The 14260-nt window shown below is 47.9% G+C and carries 10 protein-coding genes and 1 pseudogene; 2 read left to right on the top strand and 9 right to left on the bottom strand.

Annotated elements, in window-relative coordinates:
* Positions 1–103: 103 nt before the first annotated feature.
* From cyoE to FW758_RS16615, 6 genes are all read right to left on the bottom strand, one after another.
* Positions 104–1036 carry a heme o synthase gene (cyoE, locus tag FW758_RS16640; protein WP_006079488.1) on the bottom strand — a complete coding sequence of 311 codons (933 nt, stop codon included), beginning with the start codon at positions 1034–1036 and terminating at the stop codon, positions 104–106.
* Positions 1037–1049: 13 nt separating this feature from the next.
* The gene (gene cyoD / locus FW758_RS16635) at positions 1050–1391 is read right to left on the bottom strand and encodes a cytochrome o ubiquinol oxidase subunit IV (RefSeq protein WP_446445953.1); all 342 of its coding nucleotides are present in this window, start codon (positions 1389–1391) and stop codon (positions 1050–1052) included.
* Entirely contained in the window at positions 1391–2011 is a 621-nt protein-coding gene (gene cyoC / locus FW758_RS16630) for a cytochrome o ubiquinol oxidase subunit III (protein WP_006084646.1), read from the bottom strand. Before cyoC ends, cyoD begins: the two co-directional genes overlap by 1 nt.
* A 1-nt stretch (position 2012) precedes the next feature.
* Entirely contained in the window at positions 2013–3992 is a 1980-nt protein-coding gene (gene cyoB / locus FW758_RS16625) for a cytochrome o ubiquinol oxidase subunit I (protein WP_006079491.1), read from the bottom strand.
* 2 nt (positions 3993–3994) lie between these two features.
* Positions 3995–5068 carry a ubiquinol oxidase subunit II gene (gene cyoA, locus FW758_RS16620; RefSeq protein WP_259559975.1) on the bottom strand — a complete coding sequence of 358 codons (1074 nt, stop codon included), beginning with the start codon at positions 5066–5068 and terminating at the stop codon, positions 3995–3997.
* A gap of 187 nt (positions 5069–5255) precedes the next feature.
* Positions 5256–5645 (bottom strand): hypothetical protein, encoded by a 390-nt coding sequence (locus FW758_RS16615; RefSeq protein WP_006079495.1) that lies wholly within the window; start codon positions 5643–5645, stop codon positions 5256–5258.
* Between the two features lie 598 nt (positions 5646–6243).
* Here FW758_RS16615 and FW758_RS16610 point away from each other — a divergent pair.
* Complete coding sequence (locus tag FW758_RS16610) at positions 6244–9891, top strand: EAL domain-containing protein (protein WP_446445952.1); 3648 nt, start codon at positions 6244–6246, stop codon at positions 9889–9891.
* A 97-nt stretch (positions 9892–9988) separates the two neighbouring features.
* Complete coding sequence (locus FW758_RS16605) at positions 9989–10465, top strand: hypothetical protein (protein ID WP_006084642.1); 477 nt, start codon at positions 9989–9991, stop codon at positions 10463–10465.
* 90 nt (positions 10466–10555) lie between these two features.
* Here FW758_RS16605 and FW758_RS16600 read toward each other — a convergent pair.
* The 3 genes and pseudogenes from FW758_RS16600 to FW758_RS16590 all read right to left on the bottom strand — a co-directional run bounded on the left by FW758_RS16600 (position 10556) and on the right by FW758_RS16590 (position 14259).
* Positions 10556–12058: pseudogene (locus FW758_RS16600) on the bottom strand (DUF3300 domain-containing protein).
* A 148-nt stretch (positions 12059–12206) separates the two neighbouring features.
* Entirely contained in the window at positions 12207–13571 is a 1365-nt protein-coding gene (locus FW758_RS16595; RefSeq protein WP_311898371.1) for an ATP-binding protein, read from the bottom strand.
* Entirely contained in the window at positions 13564–14259 is a 696-nt protein-coding gene (locus tag FW758_RS16590) for a response regulator transcription factor (protein ID WP_006079500.1), read from the bottom strand. The genes FW758_RS16595 and FW758_RS16590 overlap by 8 nt, the downstream gene beginning before the upstream one ends.
* Between the last annotated feature and the right edge of the window lies 1 nt (position 14260).

Genomic DNA, 14260 nt, shown 5'->3' with positions numbered 1-14260 from the left:
CATCAGGGGCTGTTTTAAGGTAGAAAAAAAGCGCTAATCTAGGTTAGCGCTTTTGTATTATCAACTTATTTCAGGACTAGACAACTAGCTGAAAGCTTAGGATTTACTTCACTAAGGTGAGCAGTGGCGCCTGACTCACGACTTGGAAGTCGAGCGCCATAGTCACACTAAGCGCCGTAATAGTGATGATTGAAAAACCAAACACTTGGCGAGCCCAGCGTTGCATGTCGACGCCGTGGCGATAACCTTTTAATGCCATGGCAAGCCACCACAGGCTGGTGGCGCAGGTGACCGCCATAAAGGCGATACCTGTGTAACCCGCGAGTGGCAACAGTGCACTGACTAAGGCGAACACGGCAATATAAAGCACGATATGCAGTTTTGCTTTGGTCATGCCTTCTGCCACTGGCAGCACAGGAATATTGGCGGCCGCATAGTCATTAAAACGGAAAATCGCGATGGCATAGGAATGCGGCATCTGCCATAGACTGAACATCAACAGCAAAATAGCCGCGCCCATGTCCATTTGGCCTGTCACACTGCAATAGCCAACCACGGGCGGTACTGCGCCCGAGAAGCTGCCAACTAAAGTGCCATACACTGAGTTACGTTTCATGTAGAGGCTATAAACCCCCACATATACTATGTAACCAATAACGGCAAATAGCAGGGCTAATGCATTGGTAAACAAGGCTAAGATGCTAAAGCCCAACACGCCTAAGGCGAGTCCAAACGCGAGTACGTTACCCACGGCAATTTCGCCCGTGACGGTCACGCGTTTGCAGGTTCGCTGCATCTTGGCGTCGATATCACGGTCAATACAGTTATTGATTGCGCAACCAGAGGCTACGACCAAGGACAATCCCACTAAGCTCGCCAACATCAAGACCAGATTTACGTCGCCTTTGGCGGCTAATAAAAAACCGCCAGCAACGGAAATCAGATTCCCGAAAATGATGCCAGGCTTAGTCACCTGCACATACCCTTTGAAGCGTGCTTTCCATTGCGGTGACATAAATCTGTCTTGTATTTGCATAGACTGTTTCTCGTTACATCATCAAAGCGTTGGCTTCGAGTATGATCCATACCGACAGGCCGACTACCATGACAATAATCAGGGCGGTAAACAGGAAGGAGAAGGTATTTACTCTGCCTTCTTTCGAGAAATCTAAGTGCAAGAAGTACTTAAGATGTACCACTATCTGCACTATCGCCATCACTAGCACTAAGCTAAGGGTGGTCGCTTTCTCGAAGTGATGGGTCATTACCGCCCAAAACGGAATGGCGGTTAATACCACTGACAGCACAAAGCCCATTAGATATGACTTAATGCTCGCGGCCAGATCGTCAGTGCCATGGCTAGGCTTATGAGTATGACTATGTGCGCTCATTAAAGTGCTCCCAATAAATACACGACCGTGAATACACAAATCCACACTATGTCGAGGAAATGCCAGAACAAGCTTAAGCAGCTCAGGCGGGTGATGCTGCGATTACCTAAACCGGTTTTCGCCACTTCAATCATCATGATCGCCATCCAAATCAGACCTGCGGTCACGTGCAAGCCGTGCATACCGACAAGGGTGAAGAAGGACGACAGGAAAGCGCTACGCTGTGGGCCATTGCCGTGTTCAATCAGGTGATGGAACTCATAGACTTCCATACCGATAAACACACAACCCAGTGCAAAGGTAATGGCTAACCAAGTGAGGGTTGCAGCTTTGTTGTGGCGCTTAGCAAAAATCAGCGCCATGCCATAGGTAATACTACTAACGAGCAGAGCGGCAGTTTCAATCAGCACAAAGTCCAATTCGAAAATGTCTTTACCCGAAACGCCACCGTCCGTGTTCATGTAGAGCACAGCATAGGTTGCGAAAACCGAGGCAAACAAAATGCAGTCGGTCATCAGGTAAATCCAAAAACCAAACAGAGTGTTGCCACTGGTGTCATGGTGTTCGTGGTGATCTTCTGCGTGAGCTACTTCTAAATCTGCTGGGATTGCAATACTCATATCAGCCCCTTACTACATTGTTTAAGTGGGCATTTTCAATGCGAGCCACTTCATCGGGTTGCACGTAATAGTCGACGTCATTGTTATAAGCACGGAACAGGAACACCACGAAAGCGCCCACTAAACCCACAATGGCTAACCACAGGATGTGCCAAATAGCGGCAAAACCAGCGGCAGTGATCCCCAGCGCCATTAAGATACCGCTTGGGGTATTTTTCGGCATATGGATAGCTTGGTAGTGTTTTTGACGTTGATAAGCCACGCCTTTTTCTTTCGCATCGGTAAAGGCATCGATATCAGCAACCTGTGGCAGCTTAGCGAAGTTATAGAACTGCGGTGGAGAAGCGGTTGACCACTCTAAAGTATGGCCATTCCATGGATCGCCCGTGGTGTCGCGGTTTTGGTCGCGGTCACGGATACTCACGTACAGTTGAATAAACTGCAGAATGATACCTACCATGATGATGCAAGCACCCACGGCGGCTAAGTAGATCCACACGTTCCACGCTGGGTTATCAATGTGGTTGATACGGCGTGTCATACCCATAAAGCCCAGTACGTACAGCGGCATAAAGGCCACATAGAAACCGATTTGCCAGCACCAGAATGACGCTTTACCTAAACGCTCATTTAAGTGGAAACCTGTTGCTTTCGGGAACCAGTAAGCAAAGCCTGCTAAGTAACCAAAGACCGCACCACCAATAATAGTGTTATGGAAATGCGCGATTAAAAACAAACTGTTATGTAAGACGTAGTCGGCACCCGGTAAGGCTAATAACACACCTGTCATACCGCCTATGGTGAAAGTCACCATAAAGCCTAGTGTCCACAACACAGGTACCGTTAAACGTAGGCGGCCACGGTAGATAGTGAACAACCAGTTAAACAGTTTCACCCCAGTTGGAACCGCAATCACCATAGTCATCACCCCGAAGAAGGCGTTGACGTTGGCACTTGAGCCCATGGTGAAGAAGTGGTGTAACCAAACGATGAAACCTAGAATTGAAATCGCACCACTCGCCCACACCATAGAGGTGTAACCGAACAGACGTTTAGAGGTAAAGGTTGAGATCACATCGGAGAAAATACCAAAAGCAGGCAAAATCAGGATGTAAACTTCAGGATGTCCCCACGCCCAAAACAGGTTGATATACATCATGGCGTTACCGCCACCGTCATTGGTGAAGAAGTGGAAATCCATGTAACGGTCGAGTGTCAGCAGGGCTAACACAGCGGTTAAGATTGGGAATGACGCGACGATCAGTATGTTCGCCCACGTACAAGTCCAAGTGAAGATTGGCATTTGCATCAGCTTCATGCCTGGGGCACGCATCTTCAGTACGGTGGCGATAAAGTTCACCCCGGTTAAGGTCGTCCCTATGCCCGAAATCTGCAGTGCCCAGATATAGTAATCGACCCCAACCCCCGGACTGTAAGCCAGCTCTGAGAGGGGTGGATACGCTACCCAACCTGTTTTAGCAAATTCACCTAAACCCAATGAAATATTGATCAGCACAGCGCCAGAGGCGGTAAGCCAGAAGCTGAGGTTGTTCAAGAATGGGAAGGCAACGTCGCGGGCACCAATTTGCAGCGGCAACACTAAGTTCATCAGACCTATCATAAATGGCATCGCCATAAAGATAATCATGATCACGCCGTGGGCGGTGAAGATTTGGTCGTAATGTTCAGGCGGCAGATAACCTGCGGCGCCGTTGGTGGCGAGTGCTTGCTGGGTACGCATCATAATGGCATCGGAGAAGCCACGAATGAGCATCACCAAAGCTAACACTATGTACATGATACCGAGGCGTTTATGGTCAACTGAGGTTAACCAGTCGTTCCAAAGTACGCTCCATTTTTTGTGTTTAGTGATCAAGGCTGCGATATACAAACCTACCACTGCGACGACCGCTAAGGTCACCATGATGATAGGCTCGTGATACGGAATCGCATCTAAGCTTAATTTACCGAGAAATGACATGATTACTCCGCCTCCACTTTTTGGGTGGATGAGTGTTCTGTAGATGAAGTGTCAGAATGGGTTGAGCTATCCATGTCGGCCATGTTCTGTGTATTTTCCATCGCGTGCTCGCCTGCCATATGGGCCATGTCGTGCATACCTTTCATGTCTGCCATGTCAGATGTATGCTCAGTGCCCATGTGTTCCATGCCTGCGTGCATGTCCATTCCTTCGTGACCTTTCATGCCGTCATGTGAGTCCATGTGCATGTATTGCATCACGATTTGGTCAAACATCCCTTTGCTCACTGAGCCAAAGTATTCAACCGGATTGTATTCACTCGGTTTAGCCAGTGTGGCGTAGGCCGCTGAGTCCAATGTCTTGCCCTGTTGTTTTAACTTGGCAACCCATGCATCGAAGTCGGCAGGTGTTTGAGTAGCAATCGCTTTAAACTTCATGCCCGCAAATCCGGCGCCGCTGTAGTTAGCCGAGATACCATCGAAGGTGCCTGGCTCGTTAGCGATCAAATGCAATTTAGTGGTCATGCCCGCCATAGAATAAATCTGGCTGCCTAACTGAGGGATGAAGAAGGAGTTCATCGCAGTGTCAGAGGTGATCTTAAAGTTCACCGGCACATTGGCTGGGAACGCCAACTCATTGACCGATGCCACGCCTTGTTCTGGATAAATGAATAACCATTTCCAGTCTAGCGACACCACTTCAACCGTGACGGGTTTAGCTTCGTGATCTAAAGGTTTATAGGGATCAAGATCATGGGTCGAACCCCAAGTGATCACACCTAGCACTATTACGATCACAATCGGCACTATCCACACGACGGTTTCAATTGCTGTTGAGTGTGCCCATTTAGGCGCATAGATTTCTTGATCACGGCCATCGCGATATTTCCACGCGAAGTACAATGTCATGGCAATCACAGGGATAACGACAATGAGCATGAGTAGGGTGGCGACGATAATCAGGTGTTTTTCATCGATACCGATTTGGCCCTTAGGGTCCAACACACCGCCATCACAACCCGCGAGCATGAATGCTACTGCCGCGATTGCCGCTTTACTTAATTTTCGAATTAACAAAGGAAGATTCCTCTAACCCTAAGGTTTACAACTCTGCCAAGCGTGAACCGGCAGTCGCACTAAGCGGCGTTATCTGAACGCAAATCCTGAAATCCAAGAGGAATGACACAAAATGTGCCGCCATCCCGACGAAATCGAAGATCAGCTTTCAGCGCTTAATGCTTAATTTGAATTTAAAAACAGAGGGTTAAAATGGTGGGGCGCGACAACCGTGGGCGGTATGTTCGAGGGATTTTAGCCTTGGGGGTGCTAAAAAAAGTGAAGCGTTGGTTAAATCGAGATTATTGAAAAATTTGAAGCAGCAGTCGATTAAATGCCATAACTGCAGAATAACGAGGGGGTTGAGCAATAACAGGCTGAGCAGACTGGCGCCGATAAACTCGACTAAAAAGCCATTGCTGAGGCTGATGAGTTCACTAATATCGACACAACCGCCGATCAATACGTACAAAACGTCAGCTACAGGCAGCACAAACAATAACCCGAAAAACAGGGTTAGGTTTGTCATGCTAAAGGTTGAAAACCGAATAATCAGGTTCAATCTTTCAGCAATGAATTGGCTAAGAGCTAATTTCAATTAACGGGTCCGGTTGAACGGGAAAGGGAGTCAGTTGGCAGAACAAAAAATATTCAGCATGCAACTTTTTTATGCGGCAGGAGGATACCAAGAAGCGGCTATTGAATGAAAGCGGATCCCCGCGGTAAAAGGGCCTAAGCGTTAAAAAAACCTTAATTAAAACCAAATAAAATCAATAAATTTACAAAATTAGCCTAAATTTAACTGATTTGGTTCTCATAAAATAAAAATGTGTGAGGCGCTTCATTTATTCGTTTTGGCTAAAGTTGATGTGTTGGCGACGGATGGCGCGGATTAATGCCCCCATGAGCATGTGGGCTTTAGCCTACAGTCGCTTTTATCGTATACGAATGACACTGCTATTTACCCTTGCTCGCCGCACATTTTTGCATGCTGATTTTTGATGCGAGTTAAGTTTGGTTAAGCGGATTTGAGATGGGCATATCAAATAAAAACATCAAGTTAAAACAGTGACAGTTTCAGTCATTTACGCTATTTACATTAGATAAAGCGATTATTAGACTGTGATTTCATCACAACCTTGATATCTGCTTGAGATTGATCGAGTGAGTAGGGCATGATATTTGTTAACATTTAGATGTGCCAGCTTGAAGGACTACACATAAAGTCATTTATCCCATACCTTAAGGTAAACATTTTCATCGCCTTAGCTTACATCATTGTAGGTAAATTAGGCTTGATGATTGCGTTGCCACCAGGATATTCAGCTGCCATTTGGCCTGCCGCAGGGATTGCCATTGCTGCCTGTATCCTGTGGAAAGAGTATGTCCCTTGGGTTGGCGTGTTTATTGGTTCCCTGCTGATCAACATCAATATTGGCGGGCATATCCATTGGGGCTGGTTACCTTTTGCTATCTCGATTGGGTCTTGCATACAGGCTGTGCTTTCTGCCCATGTTCTTGGGCGAGTCGATCATTTATTCACCTTAGATAATCCTAATACCGTTATTAAATCCTGCTTGAGCTTAGCCTTAACTTGTATTGTGGCGACCGTTTTTGGCAACAGTGCCTTAGTGATCAACGGTACGATTCCACCATCTGATTTATTGGGAAGTTTAGTGAATTGGTGGACGGGGGATTTGCTCGGCGCCGTGATCTTTATCCCTTTGACTATGTTGTTATTTGATAAGCGAGCTATCTGGCGTGCTCGCCGCATTCAGACGGGTGTTCCCCTGCTGGTGGGCTTTTTATTCTGCGTGGGGATTTATTACTACTCGGATATGAACCAGCGCCAACAGTTGCAGGATAAGTTTCAGATCCAATCCAATGCAGTGATTAGCAATATTGAAAGTTTTCAAGAGGCTAATCTGCAGCAAATCGTCGCCCTAGCGAGCTTGTTCGATAATAGCGAGCAGGTTTCTGAGGATGAGTTTGTGCAGTTTGGTAAACGTAACATGCTGCAGCAAGATGGCTTTAGAGCTTGGTCTTGGTCGCCGTTAGTGGCGGCCGCCGATCTGCCCAGTTTTGAGGCATCGACCCGCTCAGCCATTGGCGGCCCTTACAAAGTCACGCGGCCTCAAGGCTGGCAAACTAATACCGATGGCTGGTTAGTGCCTGTGATGTACATTCAGCCAATCATAGGCAATGAGGCGGCGCTGGGATTAGATCTCAATAGCGAGCCGACACGAGCCGCTGCCATTGCCAAAGTGCGCGCGACCTTAGCGCCTGTGATGACGGCTAAGATTCAATTAGCTCAAGATCCCAATGGCCCGGGTGGTACTTTACTCATTGCGCCCGCGTTCGACCGACTAGGCAGAATCTCAGGATTTTGTTCAGCTGTGATTGATTTGCAAAGCATTATTAATGATGTTGAGAGCGTAAAGGGATTGCAGTGGAAACTCTCCGACATGAGTGCGGGCGGTGCATTACTTTATAGCAATACCACGAAGTCGTTTCCCGCGTTTAGCAGCAAGCTATTTAGCGATAAAACCGGCCAGTATTTTCAAGCAAACCTGATGCTAGCGGATCGGCATTGGCACATAGTGATTTATCAATCCTATGCTGTGCTGATGGGCGATACTTTTAGCTTATCGCTACTTATGCTGCTCCTCGCCTTTATCACCTGTGCTGTTGTGGGTGGTATGACACTGGTTTCCTCCGGCGAGCGCCAACGTATTGCCGAAAAAGTGACTGAAAAAACCATGGCCTTGTCGAAGGAAATTGCCCGTCGTCAGGCTTTTCAGGCCACCTTGGTACAAAGCGAGCAAAGATATCGTAACTTGTTTGATAAGGCGCCCGTGGGGCATGTGCTTAAACGTTTAGATGATGGTCAGTTTGTGGCGATTAACCCCGCATTCGAAGCCATGACGGGTTACTCACTCGCTGAGTTAAATCAGCTCGACCCTTGGGATCTCACGCCAAAGCGTTATCAATTAAGTGAAACTGAGCAATTAGAGCGCCTAAAGCAAACGCGTCGTTATGGCCCCTATCAGAAGCATTATGTTCATAAGAATGGCCAGTTAGTGGCGGTGCGCCTCAATGGTGCGTTAGTCACAGGCGCCGATGGTGAGCAGCTTATTCTCTTTATCGTTGAAGATATTACCGAGCAGGAGCGCACCGTTGCGCGGGTAAATCTATTGGCGCAGGTCTTCCAGCAGAGTGGTGAAGGCATCACTATCATGGATGCCAACGACATTATTGTGGATGTGAATAGTGCATTTTCTCAGATAACTGGTTATTCCCGAGACGAAATCATTGGTAAAAACTGCCGCTTTTTAGAGGCCGAGCGTACCGACAAAAATATCGACCCTCAAGTGCGTGCCGCCCTAGAACAAACGGGATTCTGGCAAGGCGAAGTTTGGGACAGGCATAAGCATGGTTACGATTTCCCCAAATGGTTGATGATGTCTGTGGTGCGCGATGATGCAGGTGCCGTGAGCCATTACATCGGCAGCTTTACCGATATTAGCGAGCGTAAAGTCAGTGAGGAACGCATTCATTTCCTCGCCCACCATGATTCTTTGACCTTACTGCCTAATCGACTCAGCTTACAGTCGCGCCTCGAAGTGGTTTTCAGGGAGGCGCTGGCATCCGACAGCCAAATTGCCGTGATGTTTATCGACATGGACCACTTTAAAAATATCAACGACACCTTGGGCCATCATGTGGGCGATCAACTCTTGTTAGAAGTTGCGCGGCGTTTGAAAAACATTGTTGGTGATACTGACACTGTTGCGCGTCTGGGTGGCGATGAGTTTGTGGTTGCCTTATCTGATACGAACCATGATGAGGTGGCCAGTTTAGCCGAAGCGCTGCGCAGTGGTTTGAGTCAAACCTATATCATTAATAATCAAGCATTACATTCATCGCCAAGTATAGGCATCAGTTTATTCCCGACCGATGGTGACAGTGTTGAAGCCCTAATGAAAAACGCCGATATGGCCATGTACCGCGCCAAATCGGCGGGACGCAATAACTATCAATTCTTTACTGCGGCGATGAATACCTTGATCACTGAGCGCCAGCAAATTGAAACGGGCCTCAGGCAAGTGCTCGCTAACGATGAATTACGACTGCATTATCAGCCACAAATTGATATCCGCACTGGGCAAGTGGTCAGTGTCGAAGCTTTAGTTCGCTGGCAACATCCTGAATTTGGCATGGTAGCGCCAGACCGCTTTATTCCCATCGCCGAAGAGATCGACATGATCATTCCTATCGGCCAATGGGTGTTAGAAACCGCCATGGCGCAGCTTGCCGCTTGGCGCGCTGCGGGTGCGACTGAGCTGCGAATGGCAGTGAATCTGTCAGCGCATCAACTCCGCAAAGATAGCATTGTCGCCGATATCACCAATGTGCTTTTAAAGCATAAGTTGGGCAAAGGGGCATTGGAGCTTGAAATCACCGAGAGTGTGGCGATGCAATATCCTGAGCAGAATGCGCGCCTATTGGCTGAATTGCGCCAGCATGGTATCGAACTTGCGATTGATGATTTCGGTACGGGTTATTCCTCGTTATCCTATTTGAAACTCTTGCCCTTAGACAGATTGAAGCTCGACCGCTCCTTTGTGAAGGATATTGAAAGCGATCCGAACGATGCTGCTATCAGTGCTGCGACCATTTCTATGTCCCATGAGTTGGGGTTAACTGTGGTGGCCGAAGGGGTTGAAAACGAGGCGCAATTGGTATTATTGTCGAGCATGGGGTGCGACTTAGTGCAAGGGTTTTACTTTAGTAAACCCTTAGCGGCAGAAGAGTGTTTCCGCTTTATCCAGCGTAATTTATAACGGCAGAGTATTGTTGTTTTTCTAATGCTGGCGCAGAGTTGGACTATACTTGAGTTCGCATTATGTATGCGTTAATCGAAATACTAAGGATGGTTTTATGCAAGTCATCTTCACCAAAGGAACCCAGCGTTATGGTCAGTTGCGCTGCGTGCGCATGGACGGTAGTGCGACCCAAACCCAAATGCCAGAACAGGGCATTGCTCCCCACGATATGATCCATTATGTGGTTGAAAAACGTCTGCATATTCAAGGGGCTTTCTTCTCGCAGGTCAGAGCTGGCGCCGATATCAGCTTCGCCTTGGAACATAATGAAACCTCCCGTGCCATCGCAGATAAAACGGAAGTGTGGCAAACCGAATCCATAGTCGAGACCTTGCAGTCGTTACTCTGGTCGGGCGAAACGCCAACCTATGACGGCTTTATTTATCTGTTAGAGCAAGCCTGCAACAGCCGTGACCTAGCCGTTCCAACCGTTAGCCAATCGGACTTTGAACATATTCTCAATGAGATTATGGATCTGAGCATCGAGTGGCAAGGAATGGGTGAAGGTCAGTCCCTGACCTTGAAGTTTTAAGCGGTTTAAAAATAAGAGATTTAACAACAACGGATTTAAAAAAAGAGCGCAGTTAACTGCGCTCTTTGTGTTACTGCGGCCATAGCGGGATCATTCCCTATGACGGCGTTCTTGGCTTTGAGTTGAGCGACCTTGGTTATGTTCTACCGAGCGAGCGGTTTGCGCATTTTGGCGTGGCTCACTTTGTCTCACTCTCACTTATTCGCGTTGTCTCGGCGCTGCTTGTCTTGGTTGTTCAATACGTTGCGGTTCTGCGCGTCTTGTCTCAGGTCGTGGCGTTTCAACTCTTGGGGTCGCAGTCCTTGGATTTTCTTGTCTTTGTGGCTGCGTCCTTTGTTGATCGACATTACGCGGCTGTGACTCCCGAGTTGGATATTGCCTTTGCTGAGACTCCTTCGATGGCATTGGTTTTGACTGCACGGGTCTCGATTGCGCGTCATTACGCTCCTTGTGAGTCGGCGTTTGTACCATAGTCGCGGATCGACGTTCCTTTAACTCGGCCTGTGTTTTTTGATAACTCGGTACGCGGTTATCACGTTCACGACTGGCGTTGTGATAGTCCTTATTGTCACGACTCTTATGACCCTGATTACTCATATTGCCCTGATTGCTATGGGTATCTTGGCGTTCTTTTGACTTCGAGTATTGGCTATTAAAGTGCTGCTTGCTGCCGCCAGAGTGTGAATCTCTACCGCGATATTTGTCTTCGTTGTAATAGCGTTGCTTCACGACGGGGTTGTGGTAACTCACGCCACGTCTATGCTCGGGTTTATGTTTCCAAGGCTGAGCACCATAACTGACCGTGTATCTTTCACGTGGGCGATAACGATGTGAATGGCGATAGTCGATCACGACCACTTTATGGTTGTGCCAGTGGAATGAACTGAAGAAGTAGTTAAAGGAAATATGGATGCCTGGTGACCAGTAGAAATGGTTATGACTCGGACGATAGGGATAGCCAGCATAGCCGCCAAATTCCCAATACACGGGTGGATAAGCCACACCCCAGCGCCATGTGCCATAAACCACGCGCGGATCATAATAGGGCACGTACACAATTTCTCGCTTAGCGGGTTCTATGATGATCTGATTGTTGGCGCGGGTGATCGCCATGTTATCCATGTCCGCTAAGCTATTTGCTTTATCAGCCTGTTGTCTGAGGGATTGAATGCTGTTCATCACTTGGCCTTCATCTTCTAGGAAGGCTTCACCGAGTCTTTGAGTCCAGTCGAGATCTTCACTCATTTTTTGCAGCAGAGTCGGGAAGGCCAGCAAGGCTTTGACGCTCGGGTCCCAATCTTGATCTTCGGCCTGCGACATCAGTTGATCGACCGATGATTTGGGGCGCTGGGTTAACCAACGTTGTGCCTGCACGATTTCAAGTGGATAAGTTGAGGCGATAAGTATGTGGGTCAATAAGCTATCGGGATACAGGGCAATAGGCGCCAGCATTTGTTCGAGTTCGGCTTGGCTTGCCGCAGCGCTCGAGCCTTGGCTCACAGATACGCCCGCAGCTTGTGCTGTGGTAGTGAAAGGCAAGGCCACTAATGCCGCCGTTAACACTAGCCAATTCCATCGATGTAGTCTGTTCATGGTTTGCTCCAATAATCCTGTTCGAGGATGTTATGGGCATCATAGGCGTTTGAATATGAACATAAGCTGAAAGCATTTTACGGTTAAAAAGTTATTTTTAACCGCAATTTAGGTGGGAATTTAAATCTATGGTATTGAAACTAAATCATTAAATTGAGTGCACAAAGCTGATGCTGAACTTGGCGCCGCCCAAGGTTTCTGAACGTGAGACTGAAATTCTGCCGTTATAGCTGTCGACTAAATCGCGCACGATCGCAAGCCCAATACCATTACCTTGATGATAGGAATCGGCACGAATACCGCGTTCAAAGATTTGATTTTGCAGCGCTTCACTGATCCCTGGCCCATCATCTTCGATGCAGATCAGCAATTGATAGGCATCGCCGGTCACGGTTAATTTAACCGTGGACTTTGCCGCTTTGCAGGCGTTGTCGAGCACGTTACCGAGAATTTCCGTGAGATCCGCTTCATCACCTTTGAATACTGCTTCGTCAGCCATCTCGCCACTGAGATTGATTTGCGGCTCACGATAAATTTTAGCTAAGGTGCGTAATAACTTAGCGGCGACGTCATCGACTCGAATCCCTAAATGCCACGAGGCTGCCGCTGCCGTTTGTGCGCGTTTCAACTGGTGGCCAATAATGCGGCTGATCACCGACACTTGCTCGCTGGAGGCTTCACTTAAGTCGGCCTGACTCTTGATCACCGCCAGCGGTGTTTTGAGGCTGTGGGCAAGATCGGCCAAGGCATTACGATAGCGTTTGCGCTGGGTTTGTTCGGTATTGAGCAAAATATTGAGTTGCCGCGCAACCGCTTGTAATTCAGTGGGGTACTGACTACTTAGCTGCATCGACTTACCTTGCTCGACGGAATGTAATTCTTGGGTAAAGCGCGCCAATGGTTGCAGCGTCCACACTAGCCAGCTCAGTTGGAACACGAGCATGACGAACATGAGGATCAGCAGCCAAGTCCAAAGCTGCTGGTTAAATTGATCGATTTGCTGCTGAAATTCGCGCTCGTCCTTAATGATGTGAATCGTCACTGGCACGTTTTGATTTTGGCTGGCAAAACTCACGCTAAAGCTATAAATCAAATGGGGTTGTTCGGCGAGCTCGATTTGCTCAAAGGCACTTTGACCCGTTGCTGGGATGGTAAAATGTGGCGGTGGCATCATGCCCATAAAAGATTGCGAGTGCCACACGATCGTTTGTTTGCCGCTAGCATCTTCAGTGGTCGCAATGGCATACAGCCCAGATTGAATGAGGTTAAAACGATTTTCGAGTACTAATTCTGGGATAGATATTTGTTTATTCTCGACTTCAGTCACCGCGAGTATCGAATAGACATAGGCGCTGAGCTCATTTTTGGTCGCGCTTTTAACTTGCTCGGTAAAGGCATCGTTTAAGGCGACGCCGATCAAAGGCAATAACACTAAGATAAACAATAGCGCGCTAATCACTAAGCGCGCTTTAAGGGAGTTCAAGACTTGCCACACAATGGCACGTTTACTCATCAGCAGTTGGCTCGGGCGTTAACGCTTTTAGGCGATAACCTTGGCCGCGCAGGGTTTCAATCAGGTTGTATTGATTATCAGGGTCGAGTTTTTTACGTAACCTGCGGATAAAGACTTCGATGACGTTAGAATCTAAATCAAAATCCTGATCGTAGATGTGCTCTGTGAGGACGGTTTTGGATTTCACTTCACCCTGATGCAGCATAAAAAATTCGAATAACTTGTATTCAGAGCCGCTGAGGTTAACCAGTTCTTCGCCTTTACGCACTTCTAAGCTGCTGGTATTTAGGCTAAAGGGACCGTTATAAATCAAAGGGCTGGCCTTGCCGGCAGAGCGACGGATCAGGGCTTTTAGCCGCGCGACCAGTTCTTGGGGATGAAAAGGTTTCGTCAGGTAGTCGTCGGCACCAGCGTCGAGTCCTTCAACCTTATCTTGCCAGCTGTCCCTCGCGGTTAAAATTAGGATTGGGAAGTCGCGTTCCTGTTCGCGTACGCTGCGGATAAGCGCGATACCATCAAGTTTAGGCAAACCGACATCGATTATCGCCGCATCATAGTTGTATTCGAGTGCTTGAAATAAGCCTTCTTCACCATCGCTCGCCACATCGATACTGTAATGGGCATCGAGCAGATGTTGTTTTAAGTTAGCCTGCAGTTCTAAATCATCTTCAACCAATAACAATCGCATA

The sequence above is a fragment of the Shewanella sp. 1180_01 genome, from assembly GCF_052850535.1.
Note: the sequence above shows the minus strand (reverse complement) of the source record. Positions and strands in the feature narration are given on the sequence as shown.